Origin of the sequence: Rhizobium sp. NFR03 (assembly GCF_900111275.1) — a bacterium.
Classification (GTDB): Bacteria; Pseudomonadota; Alphaproteobacteria; order Rhizobiales; family Rhizobiaceae; genus Ferranicluibacter.
The window spans coordinates 188,675-205,102 of record NZ_FOGR01000005.1 but is presented as its reverse complement, the minus strand read 5'-3'; the positions used below and the strand labels follow the sequence as shown (position 1 = coordinate 205,102).

Annotated in this window: 14 protein-coding genes; 12 read left to right on the top strand and 2 right to left on the bottom strand. The window is 63.2% G+C overall.

Going from position 1 to position 16,428, the window contains the following annotated elements; all coding sequences use genetic code 11:
• Positions 1 to 5 precede the first annotated feature (5 nt).
• The 10 genes from BSG19_RS17240 (at position 6) to BSG19_RS17195 (ending at position 11,427) form a co-directional block, all read left to right on the top strand.
• Positions 6 to 1,250: an aminodeoxychorismate synthase component I gene (locus BSG19_RS17240; RefSeq protein WP_092989273.1), complete on the top strand. Its 1,245-nt coding sequence runs from the start codon at positions 6 to 8 to the stop codon at positions 1,248 to 1,250.
• Positions 1,247 to 1,900, top strand: a complete 654-nt coding sequence (locus tag BSG19_RS17235; protein ID WP_092989272.1) for an aminotransferase class IV family protein — start codon at positions 1,247 to 1,249, stop codon at positions 1,898 to 1,900. Before BSG19_RS17240 ends, BSG19_RS17235 begins: the two co-directional genes overlap by 4 nt.
• Before the next feature lie 193 nt (positions 1,901 to 2,093).
• A complete protein-coding gene (locus tag BSG19_RS17230; protein ID WP_092989271.1) occupies positions 2,094 to 3,545 on the top strand; it encodes a homospermidine synthase in 1,452 nt (483 codons plus the stop codon).
• Positions 3,546 to 3,759: 214 nt separating this feature from the next.
• Positions 3,760 to 4,131, top strand: a complete 372-nt coding sequence (gene omp10 / locus BSG19_RS17225; RefSeq protein ID WP_092989270.1) for an outer membrane lipoprotein Omp10 — start codon at positions 3,760 to 3,762, stop codon at positions 4,129 to 4,131.
• 125 nt (positions 4,132 to 4,256) lie between these two features.
• Complete coding sequence (locus tag BSG19_RS17220; RefSeq protein WP_348272145.1) at positions 4,257 to 4,520, top strand: YunG family protein; 264 nt, start codon at positions 4,257 to 4,259, stop codon at positions 4,518 to 4,520.
• A gap of 113 nt (positions 4,521 to 4,633) precedes the next feature.
• Positions 4,634 to 6,796 (top strand): bifunctional metallophosphatase/5'-nucleotidase, encoded by a 2,163-nt coding sequence (locus tag BSG19_RS17215; protein WP_092989268.1) that lies wholly within the window; start codon positions 4,634 to 4,636, stop codon positions 6,794 to 6,796.
• A gap of 310 nt (positions 6,797 to 7,106) precedes the next feature.
• Positions 7,107 to 8,192: a ferrochelatase gene (gene hemH, locus BSG19_RS17210; RefSeq protein WP_092989458.1), complete on the top strand. Its 1,086-nt coding sequence runs from the start codon at positions 7,107 to 7,109 to the stop codon at positions 8,190 to 8,192.
• Positions 8,193 to 8,288: 96 nt separating this feature from the next.
• On the top strand, positions 8,289 to 9,308 hold the full coding sequence (locus BSG19_RS17205) for an SPFH domain-containing protein (RefSeq protein WP_092989267.1): 1,020 nt from the start codon (positions 8,289 to 8,291) through the stop codon (positions 9,306 to 9,308).
• Complete coding sequence (locus BSG19_RS17200) at positions 9,308 to 9,775, top strand: NfeD family protein (protein ID WP_092989266.1); 468 nt, start codon at positions 9,308 to 9,310, stop codon at positions 9,773 to 9,775. Before BSG19_RS17205 ends, BSG19_RS17200 begins: the two co-directional genes overlap by 1 nt.
• A 98-nt stretch (positions 9,776 to 9,873) precedes the next feature.
• On the top strand, positions 9,874 to 11,427 hold the full coding sequence (locus BSG19_RS17195; RefSeq protein WP_092989265.1) for an outer membrane beta-barrel protein: 1,554 nt from the start codon (positions 9,874 to 9,876) through the stop codon (positions 11,425 to 11,427).
• An 86-nt stretch (positions 11,428 to 11,513) separates the two neighbouring features.
• Here the strand turns inward: BSG19_RS17195 and galU are convergent, their stop codons facing one another.
• On the bottom strand, positions 11,514 to 12,395 hold the full coding sequence (galU, locus tag BSG19_RS17190) for a UTP--glucose-1-phosphate uridylyltransferase GalU (RefSeq protein ID WP_092989264.1): 882 nt from the start codon (positions 12,393 to 12,395) through the stop codon (positions 11,514 to 11,516).
• 574 nt (positions 12,396 to 12,969) lie between these two features.
• Here galU and BSG19_RS17185 point away from each other — a divergent pair.
• Positions 12,970 to 14,190, top strand: a complete 1,221-nt coding sequence (locus BSG19_RS17185; protein ID WP_092989263.1) for a lytic murein transglycosylase — start codon at positions 12,970 to 12,972, stop codon at positions 14,188 to 14,190.
• 245 nt (positions 14,191 to 14,435) lie between these two features.
• A complete protein-coding gene (locus BSG19_RS17180; RefSeq protein ID WP_092989457.1) occupies positions 14,436 to 15,725 on the top strand; it encodes an SGNH/GDSL hydrolase family protein in 1,290 nt (429 codons plus the stop codon).
• A gap of 28 nt (positions 15,726 to 15,753) precedes the next feature.
• Here the strand turns inward: BSG19_RS17180 and BSG19_RS17175 are convergent, their stop codons facing one another.
• Positions 15,754 to 16,362 (bottom strand): FMN-dependent NADH-azoreductase, encoded by a 609-nt coding sequence (locus tag BSG19_RS17175; RefSeq protein WP_092989262.1) that lies wholly within the window; start codon positions 16,360 to 16,362, stop codon positions 15,754 to 15,756.
• Positions 16,363 to 16,428: the final 66 nt, after the last annotated feature.

The following is a 16,428-nucleotide window of genomic DNA, read 5'->3' as shown; positions in this document are numbered from 1 at the left end:
CATCCATGCCGCCCAAACCTTCCCCTTCCAGACCACCCCCCTCCGGACCGCCCCCCTCCGGACCGCCCCTCTCCAGACCGTATGGGGAAACGGAGCCCTTCGTCCTCTTTCGGGACGACACGACGCAGACGGTAACGCTCTTTGCCGCACCGCTGGAGATCATCACCGCCCGCACCCGCGCCGAGGTCATCCCGGCTCTCGCCCGGATGGAAGCGGCGAAGGCGGCAGGGCATTGGCTTGCGGGGTTCATGGCCTATGAGGCGGGCTATCTGTTCGAGGACAGGCTGGCGCCGCTCACGCCGGACAATCGCGAAACGCCGCTTCTGTCCTTCGGCGTTTTTGCCGGCCCGGCGGATGCGGCCCATCCCCTGGCGGCGGCGCGGCGGCGGCGCGACAACACGCCGTTCCTCACGGCACCGCGCACCGCGTGGGATCTTACCGCCTATCGCGATCGCTTCGACCGGCTGCACCGGCATTTGCGGCAGGGCGACTGTTATCAGGCGAACCTCACCATGCCGATCACGGCGCGCTGGAACGGCGATCCGCTCGACGCCTTCTGGTCGCTGATCGAGCGCCAGCCCGTGCGATACGGCGCGCTTGTCAGCCTGGATGGCCCGACCCTTCTCTCCCGCTCGCCGGAACTGTTTTTCAAGATCGCCGAGGGGATGATCGAGACGCATCCGATGAAGGGCACCGCCCCACGCGGCGCAACGGGTGTCGAAGACGAGGCGATCGTGGCGGCCATGCTGGAGGACGGCAAGACCCAGGCGGAAAACCGCATGATCGTCGATCTCCTGCGCAACGACATCTCGCGCATCACGGAGGTCGGCACGCTGGAGGTGCCGCGCCTGTTCGACATCGAGACGTACCCGACCGTCCACCAGATGGTCAGCCACATCAGCGCGGAGCTATCGCCCGGCCTTGGCATAGCCGACATCTTCCGCGCCCTTTTTCCCTGCGGCTCGGTGACGGGCGCGCCGAAAATCCGGGCGATGGAGATCCTCAGCGAGCTGGAAACCGGCCCGCGCGACGCCTATTGCGGGGCTATCGGTCATATCGCACCCGATGGCGACATGCGCTTCAGCGTCGCCATCCGCACCATCTCCCTGTTCGATACGGGCGAAGCCGTCTTCAATGTCGGGGGAGGCATCGTCTATGATTCCACCGCCGAGGCCGAATATGCCGAATGCCTGCTGAAGGCCCGCTTCGCACTGGGCGACGAGACCCCGGCGCTGGGTCATGCGTCATGACCGACTTCACCCTGATCGAGACGATGCGATACGACCCGGCGATGCGCCAAGATATCGGCATTGGTACGGGGTTCGTTCGCCTGCGCCTGCACATGGCCCGCCTCTCCCGCTCTGCCCGACGCCTTGGCTTCGTGCTGCCGAACGACGTGGTCTCCCGGCTCGAAAGTGCTGCTTTGCCGGCGGTCGCGCTTTCACGTGTCCGCCTGGAACTCGCGCGCGACGGCCACCTCGATATCACAGTCGCGCCCTTCATACCCCATCCGCAGGGCACCGTCTGGCGCGTGCGCATTGCCAAAACACGGCTTGCCTCGACCGATCCGCTTCTGCGCTACAAGACGAGCCGGCGGGAAGCCTATGATGCGGCTCGCGCGGAATGGCCGGCCGCGGAAGCCGACGAGGTGCTGCTTCTCAACGAGCGCGGCGAACCCTGCGAGGGCACCATAACCTCGCTGTTCCTCGATGATGGCACGGGCGTCCTGAAAACGCCGCCCATCGCCTGCGGTCTGCTGGCCGGCGTGCTCCGCACCGAGCTGATCTGCGCCCGCCGCGCCCGCGTCGAGCGCCTGACGCTCGATGCCGTGCGCGCGAGCTCGCTGTTCATGGGCAACGCGTTGCGCGGCCTCATTCCGGCCCGACTGGTCGGTTCCTGATCGCCCGGATTGTCCTCATGACCATATACATCACGCCTCCCGGCCCTGGAAAAGGCGTCATTTAAGCGGTCACCGAAAGAGGCCGGCTCTTTATTGTGACATCGATTTATGATCTAGGGGCCCGCATATTGCCCAAAGCCGACCGAACGCGGATCGGCTTGCCTCGAAAAGAAAACGTTCAGGAGAAGACCACATGGCGGAAGCCTCTCATCCGGTTTACGGCGAAATCACCGGCCCGATCGTCATGATCGGCTTCGGCTCCATCGGCCGCGGCACCCTGCCGCTGATCGAGCGGCATTTCACCTACGACAAGAGCCGGATGGTCGTCATCGACCCGCGTGAAGACGCAGCCGACCTGAAGATCCTCAAGAAGCACGGCGTCAAGCACATCAAGGCGGCCGTTACGAAGGAAAACTACAAGGAGCTGCTGAAGCCGCTTCTGACGGCTGGCGGCGGCCAGGGCTTCTGCGTCAACCTGTCGGTCGATACCGGCTCGGTCGATCTCGTAAAGCTCTGCCGCAAGCTCGACGTGCTCTACATCGACACGGTCGTCGAGCCATGGCTCGGCTTCTACTTCGACAAGAACATGAAGAACTCCGAGCGCACCAACTACGCGCTGCGCGAAACCATGCGCCACGAAAAGAAGAAGAACCCGGGCGGCACGACCGCCGTTTCCACCTGCGGTGCAAACCCGGGCATGGTCTCCTGGTTCGTCAAGCAGGCGCTGGTGAACCTTGCGGGCGATCTCGACATCAAGTTCGACGAGCCGGACCAGCACGACCGCGAAGGCTGGGCGAAGCTGATGAAGAAGGTCGGCGTCAAGGGCGTCCACATTGCCGAGCGCGACACGCAGCGTGCGAAGAACCCGAAGCCGCTCAACGTCTTCTGGAACACATGGTCTGTCGAAGGCTTCATCTCGGAAGGTCTGCAGCCGGCCGAGCTTGGCTGGGGCACCCATGAGAACTGGATGCCGAAGAACGCCAAGAAGCACAAGAAGGGCTGCCAGGCCGCCATCTATCTGGAGCAGCCCGGCGCCAACACCCGCGTGCGCACGTGGTGCCCGACCCCCGGCCCGCAATACGGCTTCCTCGTGACGCATAACGAGTCGATCTCGATCGCGGACTACTTCACGGTTCGCGACAAGGACGACGAAGTCACCTTCCGCCCGACCTGCCACTATGCCTACCATCCGGCCAACGACGCTGTGCTGTCGCTGCACGAAATGTTCGGCAATGGCGGCACGCCGCAGCCGGTTCTCCACGTTCTCGACGAGAACGAACTGGTGGACGGCGTCGACGAACTCGGCGTCCTGCTCTACGGCCACGACAAGAACGCCTACTGGTACGGTTCGCGCCTGTCGCTGGAAGAAACCCGCCGCATCGCGCCTTATCAGAACGCGACCGGCCTGCAGGTAACCTCGGCCGTTCTCGCCGGCATGGTCTGGGCGCTGGAAAACCCGAAGGCCGGCATCGTGGAAGCCGACGAGATCGACTACAAGCGCTGCCTGGAAGTGCAGACGCCGTATCTCGGCCCCGTCGAAGGACACTACACCGACTGGACCCCGCTCGACGGCCGTCCGGGCCTCTTCCCGGAAGAGATCGACGAGAGCGACGCATGGCAGTTCAAGAACATTCTGGTTCGCTAAGCGCGATCGACTGACGACATACAAAAGCCTGGAGCCTCACCGCTCCGGGCTTTTTTCTGCGAAAATCAAGCCTAACTGTCTCCCGAAAGCCGCGCATGCAGGCTTGCGTCATCCACCGCGGCAGCCGCGATGCCCGCGCCGCTTGCAAACACCTGTCGATCACGTCATGGTTTTTCGACTTTCCGATCGTTCCGAGCACCACGGAGACCCTGCAATGAACCCCAAAGCCATCATGACCGCCCTTGCCGTCGCTGCGTCACTCGCTTCGTGCCAGTCCGCCCCGCGCGAGGTCAGCCAGATGCCGAGAAGCCAGGCCATGCCGGTGGGCGTCGAGGGGACCTGGGCCGATCCGAACGGCATCGTCTCGACCTTTGCGAGCGGCACCTTCTCCACCCGCACGACGGACACCAACCAGCTCCTCGCCTCCGGAAGCTATGTCAGCATCACGCCGAAGCTGGTCGAGATCAACATGACGTCGATGGTCCGCAAGACCCAGCAGAAGGTCAACTGCGCCATGGTCACGAGCTCGCAGCTCAACTGCACGACCGATACCGGTGCGCAGTTCTCGCTGTCGCGCCGCGCGTAAGGCCGCGTTGCGTCTTGGATGAGGCGGGAAAATTGCCCGGCCTTCAGTTTGCTTTGATCAGGACATGGTCGATGCGAACGGCAAGCACGTGGACAACAGCTAACCCGGCCAGGGGACAATGCAGTGTGAGTGCCCTCGTGGTCCAGGACATCATGGGCGGAGAGCTCCTGAAAACGAAGATCGATGGAGCGTGGCACTTTTACAACCGAATCGGCAGCACTCGATTTGATGCGACGGCGTCGCAGTTTTGCCAGCCGGTTGCCTACGACGATTTCCCGGCAGATCGTTTGGAAGCTTTTTCCGACACATCTACCGAACAATATCGGTTTCTTGCCGCTAACGTGGCACGCGAGCTGGCGCGGCGCAGCCGAGAATCCGGGCTGGATTAAAACGAACAATGACAGTCTTTCTGCTTGAAGTCGGGACGGCGGGATGAAACGATCCCGTTGTCCGGTGCCGGATCTCCGGCAGCGGGCATGCGTACGACAAAGAGGAGATCGTGATGATCCGCACGCTGCAGACCGGCCTGATGGCTGCGTCCCTGCTGGCCCTGTCCACAGGTGCCGCTTTTGCCGATTACGAACTGAACATCCTTCATATCAACGACTTCCATTCCCGCATCGAGGCGATCAACAAGTCCGATGCGACCTGCTCCGCAGAGGAGGAAGCCAAGAACGCCTGCTTCGGCGGCGCGGCCCGGTTGCTCACCGCCATCAACACCACGCGCGGCGCGCTGGATGGCGCGGGCAAGAACACGCTGTTGCTGAATGCAGGCGACAACTTCCAGGGCTCCCTGTTCTACACGACCTACAAGGGCGCGACGGAAGCCGAGGTTCTGAATGCCATGAAGTTCGACGCGATGACCGTCGGCAATCACGAGTTCGATGACAGCGACGACGTGCTCGCGACCTTCCTCGACAAGGTGCAGTTTCCTGTCGTCACCGCCAATGTCGTCCCGAGTGCCGCCGCCAAGATCGGCGATCGCATCAAGCCCTCCATCGTGATCGAAAAGGGTGGGCAGAAGATCGGCATCGTCGGCGCCGTCACCAATGATACGCCCGATATCGCCAATCCCGGCCCGAACATCTCCATCGCAGACGATGTCGCCAAGATCACCGAGGCCGTGGCCGCGCTGAAGGCGCAAGGCGTCAACAAGATCATCGCGCTCACCCATGTCGGTTATCCGCGCGACCTTTCTGCCATCGCCAAGATACCTGATGTCGATGTCGTCGTCGGCGGGCATTCCCACACGCTGCTGTCGAACACGGTCGAGGGTGCCGAAGGGCCTTACCCGACCTGGGTCGACAATCCCGACGGCCACAAGGTGCCGGTCGTGCAGGCCTTCCAGTACTCGCGCTATCTCGGCGACCTGAAGATCGTCTTTGACGATGCAGGCGTGGTGAAGGAAGCGACCGGCGAGCCGATCCTGATCGACAGCAAATTCCAGCCCGACGCAGCGCTTACAGCGCGCATCAACGAGCTGAAAGCACCGATCGAGGAACTGAAGCAGAAGGTGGTCGGGGAGACCTCCGATCCTATCGAGGGCGACCGGAAGGTATGCCGCGCCAGGGAATGCAGCATGGGCAACCTGCTGGCCGACGCTCAGCTCGACCGCGTGAAGGATCAGGGCATCACCATCTCGCTGCAAAATGGCGGCGGGCTGCGCGCGCCGATCGATGCCGGTCCGGTGACGATGGGCGAAGTGCTGACCGTGCTGCCGTTCCAGAATACCATTGCGACCTTCCAGCTGACCGGCGCCGATCTCGTGACCGCGCTTGAAAACGCGGTGAGCCAGATCGACGACGGCGGCGGCCGCTTCCTGCAGGTCGCCGGCCTGAAATATGCGTTCGACCGATCGAAGCCGGTCGGCAGCCGCATCAGTGCCGTCGAGGTCAAGGAGGGCGATGCTTTCACAGCCATCGATCCAGCCAAGACCTACGGTGTCGTCACCAACAACTACGTGCGCGGTGGCGGCGACGGCTTCAAGATCTTCGCGACGAACGCCAAGAACGCCTACGACTTCGGCCCCAATCTGGAAGAGGCGTTGGCCGCCTATCTCGGCGCGCACAACCCTTACAAGCCCTACACCGACGGCCGCATCACCGACCTGACGCCGGCAAGCTACCTGCCTCCGGCAAAACAGGCGCCAGCCGCCCCGCCCGCTGCCACAACGACGGCGCAGGCACCGGCAACGGCAACGGCACCGGCAACGGCACCGGCACCGGCTCCTGCAACCCCGCCCGCTGCACCGACACCGGCAGCACCCGCAACGCCTCCGGCTGCCACATCGCCCGAGCCTGCTCCGACAACACCGGCACCGACGCCCGCAGCGCCCGCTACGGCTGAACCTGCGACGCCCGCTGCGCCAGTCGAGCCCGCGCCGGCAGCACCGGCCCCTGCAACACCGGCTCCTGCAACGCCTGCACCAGAGCCAGCACCCGCAGAGCCGGCAACAACTGCACCGCCGGCACCCGCACCGGCAGCACCGGCAGCCACGGCACCGGCCGAAACACGCCATGTCGTCGTCAAGGGCGATACGCTGTGGGACATCGCCAAATCCGTCTACGGCGATGGCGAAAAGTGGAAGACGATCGCCGGAGCGAACGGCAATCCAGTTCCCGAGCGGCTGCATGTCGGCACGGAACTGACCCTGCCGCCGCGCTGACGGGTTTCTTCGCGGTCCTTTTCTGGCGCGCACGCGGTCATAGGGACAGGACCGCGTGAACCCGTTGGGCCGCGAAGGCTTTCCCGCCAATCTGCACCGGCGGGAACACCGCCCGGGGAGACCGCCTTTCGACAGGCGTCACACCCGGATGGGCGCTTCGGAAGCCAATGAGACAATCGGCCTCATCCTATTGCACCGGCCCGGGGTTCCCCGGGCCGGTTTTTGTTTTACATAAGGCGATGTGAACCGATGCAGACAGCATTCGTACCGGACACCGTCTCCATCTCCTGCCTAGGGAACCGCCATGAACATGACCGTAACGCCCCTCCCCGCCGACCACCCGAAGGTGGCCTTTGGAAAAGTCGGCGTCCTCCTGGTCAATCTCGGCACGCCCGATGGAACCGACAAGGTATCCATGCGGCGCTATCTCAAGCAGTTCCTGAGCGACAAGCGGGTCATCGAGTGGTCGCGCGTGTTCTGGTACCCGATCCTTTACGGCATCGTGCTCAACACGCGCCCCGCCAAGGTCGGCAAGGCCTATGAAACGATCTGGAACAAAGACCTGAACGAAAGCTACCTGCGCACCTACACGCGAAGCCAAAGCGAGAAGATGGCGGCAAGTCTTGCCGGCCATGACAATGTCGTGGTTGATTGGGCCATGCGGTACGGCCAGCCCTCGATTCCCGAACGCATGGAGACGCTGAAGCAGGCCGGTTGCGAAAAGATCCTGCTCTTCCCGCTCTATCCGCAATACGCCGCCGCCACGACCGCGACCGTCAATGATGAGGCCTTCCGACTGTTGCTGAAATCACGCTGGCAGCCGGCACTGCGCACCGTGCCGCCCTATCACGACGATCCGGTTTACATCGAAAGCCTTGCCAACTCGATCCATTCGCACCTGGCGACGCTTGATTGGGAGCCGGAAGTGGTCCTTACCTCCTTCCACGGAATTCCCCAGTCTTACTTCAAGAAGGGCGACCCCTATCACTGCCAGTGCTACAAGACGGCGCGTCTGCTGCGCGAGAAGCTCGGCTGGTCCAAGGACAAGCTGCAGGTGACCTTCCAGTCGCGCTTCGGCCCGGAGGAATGGCTCCAGCCCTATACGGACAAGACCGTAGAGGCGCTCGGGCAGAAGGGCATCAAGCGGATTGCGGTGATGAACCCCGGCTTCGTGTCCGACTGTCTGGAAACGCTCGAGGAAATTGCAGTGGAAGCGGCAGAAACCTTCCATCATGCGGGCGGCGAAAAGTTCACGCATATTCCCTGCCTCAACGATAGCGACGATGGTATGCGCGTGCTCGAACACGTCGTTCGCCGCGAACTCGGCGGTTGGGTGGATGCAGCCGTGCCGCAGGCCGTGTCGCTGGACCGGGTTCTCGGCGCCTCCGGCATCTAGGGCATTGCGCGGTTCCGCTTCTCGCACGGGCATGGTAGGGCTTGTTGCGTCCGGGTTAGATCGTCCGGACGCAAAGAATATTCATGAGCGGAGGAGATGATCTTGGGCGGATTCGATATCGTGGTGGTGGCCTTCGCGGTCCTGGTCATCCTCGTCCTCATCGCCGGTATCAAGACCGTTCCGCAAGGATATCGCCACACGATCGAACGCTTCGGCCGCTATACGCGCACGCTGGAGCCGGGGCTGAACCTCATCATTCCCTTCATCGACCGCGTCGGCGCGCGCATGAACGTCATGGAACAGGTACTGGACGTGCCGACCCAGGAGGTCATCACCAAGGACAATGCCAGCGTTTCGGCCGATGCCGTGGCCTTCTATCAGGTGCTGAACGCGGCAGAAGCCGCCTATCAGGTCGCCAACCTTCAGAGCGCGATCCTCAACCTCACCATGACCAATATCCGCTCGGTCATGGGATCGATGGATCTCGACGAGCTTCTCTCCAATCGCGACAAGATCAACGACCAGTTGCTCCGCGTGGTGGACGAGGCGGTCGGTCCGTGGGGCATCAAGGTCACCCGCGTCGAGATCAAGGATATTCAACCGCCCAAGGATCTGGTGGACGCCATGGCGCGCCAGATGAAGGCCGAGCGCGAGAAGCGCGCCCAGGTGCTGGAAGCCGAAGGCTCGCGCAATGCGCAGATCCTGCGGGCGGAAGGCGCCAAGCAATCGGCGATCCTTCAGGCCGAAGGCCAGCGCGAGGCTGCATTTCGTGACGCGGAAGCGCGCGAACGGTTAGCCGAAGCCGAGGCGAAGGCGACGCGCATGGTCTCCGAAGCGATCGCTGCCGGCGACGTGCAGGCCATCAATTACTTCGTTGCCCAGAAATACACCGAAGCCGTCGCCGCGATCGGCACGGCGCCCAACTCGAAGATCGTGCTGATGCCGATGGAAGCGTCCGCTCTTATCGGCTCGCTCGGCGGCATCGGTGCCATTGCCCGGGAGGTCTTCGGCGACAAACCGACACCGCCGGAACGCCCGCGCGCCCCGGCGCGAACCGTGCCTCCGACCACGCCCAGCACCCCCTCGCCCTTCGCCCCGCAGCGGACAGGCGTCTGATGGTTGCGCGCGTCATCGAGGAACTCGGCCCCTGGGCCTGGTGGGTTCTCGGCCTCGTCTTGCTCGCAGCCGAAATTCTCGTTCCCGGAGTCTTCCTCGTCTGGATCGGCATGGCTGCGATCCTGACCGGCGCGCTCGCGCTGATCTTCTGGAACGCGGATGTCTTCGGCTGGCATGTCCAGCTGCCGTTGTTTGCGATCCTCTCCATCGCCTCGGTGCTCGTCGGTCGCCGGCTGCTGGCGCGATTCGATCACGCCTCCGACGCGCCCATGCTGAACCAGCGCGGCCGCAGCCTGATCGGGCGCACAGCCATTCTCGAGGAACCGATTGCCGAGGGTCGCGGCCGCATTCGTCTCGGCGACACGACCTGGCCGGTCAGCGGTCCCGACCTCCCGACAGGCGCCCGCGTACGCGTGACGTCCGCAGACGGCCAATGGCTTCGCGTGGAAGAAGCGCCCGTCGCCTGAGCTGAAAGCTTTGCCTGAGGAAGCCTGCGGATAAGGATTGGTTAACCACAAGCGTTTACGATTGCGAAACAATTGCTTCGAGCTTGCGGACCTGGCACATGGCGCCTTCTTACCTCCTGGACACAGATGCGCGTGCCGTTCGGCCCGCTCGTGCCGCCTCCGCTCGTACCGCCCCCGCTCGTACCGCCCTGGCCGCTTTGCTCCTCTCCGTCAGCCTCGCATCGCTTGTCCTGCCCGGCACTGCCAGCGCGCAGGCGGTCGAAGACGACGCAGGCGATACCGACCTTGCAGGTTCGCAGGACCCGACCGCGGGACCGCTGAGCACACAGGCAGCCGGCGCAGCCGCAGCAGCTGTTCCCGCCACCGGCAGTGCCGCGACGGGAGCCGGCGACGCTGATATCACCACCGGCGCGATCGGCGAAGACGCCGTGGTCGATGGCGGACTGTTGCGCGACCAGGATCTGATCCGCTCCAACCTACGCGAAACCGGCGTCGATGGCCTGAAATCGGCGCTCGCCGACGATGATGACGTCCCCGGCATTCCGCTCGGCACCTTCACCCTCAAGCCCTCGATCGGGCAGACGGTGAACTCTGAAACGACACGGAGCGGCGACAGCCGCGAGCGGCGCACCTACACGGAGACAGGCCTCAAGGGCACGCTGACCTCGGACTGGTCCCGCCACCAGCTGAGTATCACCGGCGAAGGCTACTGGCAGCGCAATCTCTCGGGCACGGGCGAAACGAAGCCGCGGGCCGACATCGACGGCGCCTTTCGCCTCGACATCAGCCGCGATACCATCGCCACGCTGCGCGCCGGCTACAGCTTCGACCGCGAGGATGCGACGGATCCGAACGCGATCAACGGCGCGGAAACGCAGGCGGGGGTGAACGAGTATTCTCTCGGTGCCGGAATCGAGCATGATTTCGGCATTTTGCGCGGCTCGGCGAAGGTCGATGTCAACCGCCTCACCTATTCCGACGTCGATCTCTCCGACGGTACCACGCTGTCCCAGAAGGACCGCAACCGCGACGTCGGCACGCTGACGACCCGCATCGGCTACGAACTGTCCCCGGCCCTCATCCCGTTCCTCGAAGCCTCCATCGGCCGGGGCATCTATGAGCAGAGCTCGGACAGCCAGGGATACAGCCGGTCCTACAAGACCTATTCCGGCCGCGCAGGCGTGGAGGCCGATCTCGGCGAGAAGCTGAAGGGCGAGTTGGCGCTCGGCTACAACACCTATCGCTTCGACGACGCGCGATTGAAGAACCTGAACGGCGCGACCATCGACGGCCTCATCAACTGGTCGCCGCAGCGCGGCACGGATGTTTCGACCGGCCTCTCGACGACGCTGGAGCCCTCCACCACATCGGGCGAAAGCGGCGCGCTGGCCTACACGCTTTCGAGCCGCGTCACGCACGAGCTGCGTTCGGCACTCGTGGCACGCCTCTCCAACAGTTTGACGTTCCGCAACTACCCCTCCGGCAGCGCCTCGTCGGATACCAAAGTCTGGCTGACCGGCGCAGGCCTGACCTACGACATCAACCGCTACCTCGCGCTGACCGGCGACGTCAGCTACGAGCGCACGACGCCCGATCGGGGCGAAGCCACTTCGGTCGCCCGGATCGGGGTTGGCCTGACGCTGCGGCGCTGAGCAACGGCACCGCCGCAAATATTGGCCCCGAAACGAAAAAACCGCGCTGCAGATGCAGCGCGGCCTTTTTGTTCAAGATCAATCGATCAGCGGGCGAGAAGAGCCTTGAGGGGACCTTCGACCGAACCGCGGATATCGTCGCGCGACAGCGCGAAGGCGACGTTGGCGAGGATGAAGCCATCCTTGGCGCCACAGTCGTAGGTTTCGCCGCGGAAAACGTAGCCTGCAAAGTCCTGGCTCTTCAAAAGCTTCAGCATGCCATCGGTCAGCTGGATCTCGTTGCCGGCGCCACGCTCCTGCGTTTCCAGGATATTGAAGATCTCCGGCTGCAGGATATAGCGACCATTGATGAAATAGTTGGACGGGGCTGTGCCGGCGGCCGGCTTCTCGACCATGGCGTTGATGGCGAAGCCTTCGCCGATCGTCTCGCCGACGCCGACGATGCCGTACTTGTGAGCGACTTCCGGCGCACATTCTTCCACCGCGAGCACGTTGCCGCCGCTCTGCTCGTACAGCTCGACCATGCCCTTGAGGCAGCCTTTTGCGCCGCGCATGATCATGTCGGGCAGAAGAACAGCAAAGGGCTCGTCACCGACGATATCACGGGCACACCAGACGGCGTGGCCGAGGCCAAGCGGCGCCTGCTGGCGGGTAAAGCTGGCCATGCCGGCCTTCGGCAGAATATCGGCGAGAAGCGTCAGCTCTGCATTCTTGTTGCGCTCGCGCAGCGTCTGCTCAAGCTCGGTCTGGATATCGAAATAGTCCTCGATCACGCCCTTGCCGCGGCCTGTCACGAAGATCAGGTGCTCGATGCCGGCTTCGAGCGCCTCATCGACGACGTACTGGATGACCGGCTTGTCCACGACGGTCAGCATTTCCTTCGGGACAGCCTTGGTGGCGGGCAGAAAACGCGTGCCGAGGCCGGCAACAGGAAAGACGGCCTTTCGGACCTTACGCTTCTCACTCATCAATATCTCCAGTTCTCAGTCGTTCTTTAAAATGGACGGGATGGACCATCGATCGCTGATCCACCGTGCGTGATGTTGTCTTACCGGAAACCGGCTTAAAATGAACGTCGATCCCGATGTTCTCGTCTGTAGCACACTCGGTTTCGCCGGATTGCTTCTTGGCTTCTCCGCAAGTCCGGCTTTCATGGATACGGATTTATAGGACTTCCTCGCCGTTTCCATAGCGTCGATGTCAGTCCCTCAATGCCGACCCAAATGAACTGCGCATGCACCGGCTAGATGCATGAACACGGGTGAATGCCCGGTGAACATGCGACACGTCCGTCACACGAACGTGAACGTTTCTACGTGTCGCAAGCTATTTTTTCCCTAAGGAAGACGCAAGTCCTCCGGCATGGTAAAGAACTTGTTGACCTCATTCCGATACTCTTCCCCATACCGGCGCTGAAACCAGAGCCGGCTCTCGTCGGATCCGTCACCGGCAGCGCAAAATGGGACGGTTCTGGAATAGTAAAGTGATGGTCCGCCCGTCTTCCCAGATGTGCGCGATCGAGATTACGGAAACGACAGACCGATGAACAGCAACAGTCTGCCCCTTCGCCGCCGCCTTCGCGCCGCCCTTGTTGCCGCCGTCGCATTTCTTGCCACGACACCTGCGTTCGCCGATGCCGGCTTTCAGACGTGGATCAATGGCTTCTATCCCACAGCCGCCAAGGCAGGTATCTCCGAGAGCACGTATCGCAAGGCTTTTGCCGGCGTGAAGACGCCCGACGAAACCGTGATCGAGAAAGCCAACTACCAGCCGGAATTCAAGCACAAGATCTGGGAATATATCGACAGCCGCGTGAATCCCTACACGCAGAAGGTCGGCCAGGAGATGACGGTGAAGCACCGCCGCACACTGGATGCGATCGAGAAGCATTTCGGCGTCGATCGCAACGTCCTGCTCGCCATCTGGTCGATGGAGTCCAACTACGGCGCCGTTCTGGAGAAGGACGACCGGCTGCATTATGTGCCGCGGGCGCTGGCAACCCTCGCCTATGCCGATCCGAAGCGCGCGAAATTTGCGAAAACCCAGCTGATCGCGGCGCTGAAGATTCTGCAGTCGGGCGATGTGACCCCGCGCGAACTCAACGGCTCCTGGGCCGGCGCCATGGGCCATACGCAGTTCATACCCACGAGCTACCTGCTCTATGCGATCGATGCGGACGGCAATGGCCATCGCGACATCTGGAACTCGATCCCCGATGCGCTGGCGACCGCCGCCAACCTTCTCAAGAAGAACGGCTGGCAGCCCGGCATGACCTGGGGCTACGAGACGGCTGTGCCCGCCGGCGGGTCCAATCTTCAGGGGCAGACGAAGACGCTCAAGCAGTGGGCGGCGCTCGGCTTCACGCGCCCGAACGGCAAGGGCTTCCGCGACGGCAGCATCCGCGCAACGCTGAAGATGCCGGGCGGCAGCGGCAGCCCGGGCTTCCTGATGACCAAGAACTTCTCTGTCATCAAGCGGTACAATGCCTCCGACTCCTACGCTCTCGGCGTCGGTCTTCTTGCCGACGAAATTGCCGGCTATGGCGGCATGCAGCAGGCGTGGAGCCGGCCGGATGGCACGCTGGACGTCAAACAGAAGTTCGAACTGCAGTCACGCCTGAAGGAACTCGGCTATTACGACGGAGAGGTGGACGGCAACTTCGGCTCCGGCTCCAAGGCCGCGATCCAAGCCTTTCAGAACCGCAACGGCATGACCCCGGACGGCCAGCCGACGCAGAACCTTCTTCGCGCCCTGCGGGACTGATCGGCAAAGGCGGACGACCGGCCGCTTCGGATCCGGTGTCCGGGGCCGGCTGGTTATCGTTGAGAGCCGACCGAAATGAAGAGGACCGGGCAGGACGCCCGGCCGGAATGCAGATGTCGATGCCACGAGCCGGGATGCCCAAGGCCCTGATAACACATGCTGGTCAGTGCAGAGGCTTGTCGCAACCGTTGCGGCATACCCGTCTGCGCCGGCTTGTAGCCTTTCTCCTTGTCATCCTCATTGCCATGCCGGCCGTCGCCTTCCTCCCGCCTGTCGGGCGCGCCGAGGCGCAGGAGCGACGCACGATCCTTGATATGTTCTTTGGACGACCGCGCCAGCAGCAGCGCGTCTATGAGGATTATGGCGACGGCAGGAACGTCTACCGCGAGGCCCCGCCGCCGGTGCGACGTCAACCGAAGCCGCAGCGGGCCAAACCGCGCCCTACCCCGGTCGAAACGCCAGAGCCAGAGATCGTCGCAAAGCTGCCGGATGCCAAGACCGTGCTTGTCGTTGGCGACTTCATAGCCGGCAGCCTCAGCGACGGGCTGCAAACCGCCTTCGCCGACAGTCCCAACATCGTGGTCGAGAACCGGAGCGAAGGCTCGTCGGGCATGGTGCGCGATGACTATTTCGACTGGCCCAACATGCTCTCCGTCTATGCCGATGACGTGAAGCCCGCTTTGATCGTCGTCAGCTTCGGCGCCAACGACCGCCAGCAGATGAAAATCGGGGCAGTGCGGGAAAAATACCGCACAGATGCCTGGATGGCGGAATATACGCGGCGCGTCGCTGCTTTTGCAGCGCTGGCCCGTAGCCGCAACGTGCCGCTTCTCTGGGTGGGCATGCCCTCCTTCCAGTCTCCCGCCATGACGGCGGACATGGTGACGTTCAACGGCATATTCCGCACAGAAGCCGAGAAGGTCGGCGGGCAATTCATCGATATCTGGGATGCCTTCGTCGATGAGCAGGGCAAGTTCGTGACGACGGGCTCTGACATAAACGGCCAGCAGGTGCGTCTGCGCGGCGCGGACGGCATCAACCTGACGCCGGCCGGCAAGCGCAAGCTGGCCTTCTACGTGGAAAAGGATATTCGCCGGCTTCTGGGCGAGACCGCGGCGCCCGGCGGCGATATTCCCGACCCAAGCGGGATGAAGGACCTCGTGGTGACGGCCCCGACCAGCGAGACCATCGTCAAGACCCAGCCGATCAGCCTTGTTGATCCCGAACTCGACGGCGCATCAGCGCTTCTGGATGGCGACAGCCTGCCGGCAAGCACGGGCAGGAGCGCGCGGGACCTGTTGATCGAGAAGGGCGAGGCGCCACCTGCCCCGTTTGGCCGGATCGACGACTTCCGGCTGGTGAAGACGGCACTGGCGCCTGAGACACCTGAAACGACGCCCATTGCTGCGCCAGGCGCAAGCCCATCGCCCGGCGATGCGGCCCCATTCCCAGCGGCGCCCGCACTCCCGTCAAAGACAGGAACCGGCCCGCGTCTGGGTGCCGCACCGCCGTGGCAGGCGGTCCCGCTCAGATAGCTCCCGAGCGGACGTCGCTGCTTTTTCCTCAGGCCTTCAGCGTTGCAATCGTCTCAAGTGCCGCTTTGGCTGCAGCTTCGCGCGGCTCCGCGCCAAGCGCGAGGCCCTCTGCCACGATGACGTCGGGATTGCTGATGCCGATGAAAGCGAGAACGGACCTCAGATAGGTCTCTGCATGCTCGAAGGGCTGCGACGGCATGCCCGGACCATAGAGGCCACCACGCGCGACCGTCAGGATGACGCGCTTGTCGCCCGCCAGACCCTCCGGACCGGTTTCGGTGTAACGGAACGTCTTGCCGGCCACGCAGATCCGGTCCACCCAGCTTTTCAGCTGGCTCGAAATTCCAAAATTGTAGAGCGCAACGCCGATGACGACGATGTCGGCCGCAAGAAACGCTTCCAGCACCTTTCCGCCCAGTGCCAGATCTTCCTGAAGTGCCTGATCGTGCTGCACATTGTCGCTTTGGCCAGCAAGGTAGCGGCCGGTCAGGTGAGCGATCGGCTCGGCGACGAGGTCGTGATACGTGACCTCGATTGCGGGGTTCTCTGTCGTCAGGCGCTCGACAGCAGCCTTGGACAGCGCGCGACTGACCGAATGGTCGCCAAGAATGCTGGAGTCGAGGTGGAGAAGCTTCATGTGTCTTTCCTTTGTGCACCATGTGCAGGTCGTTCGAACGTGGTCCGTATGAAAAGCCGGAGCGCA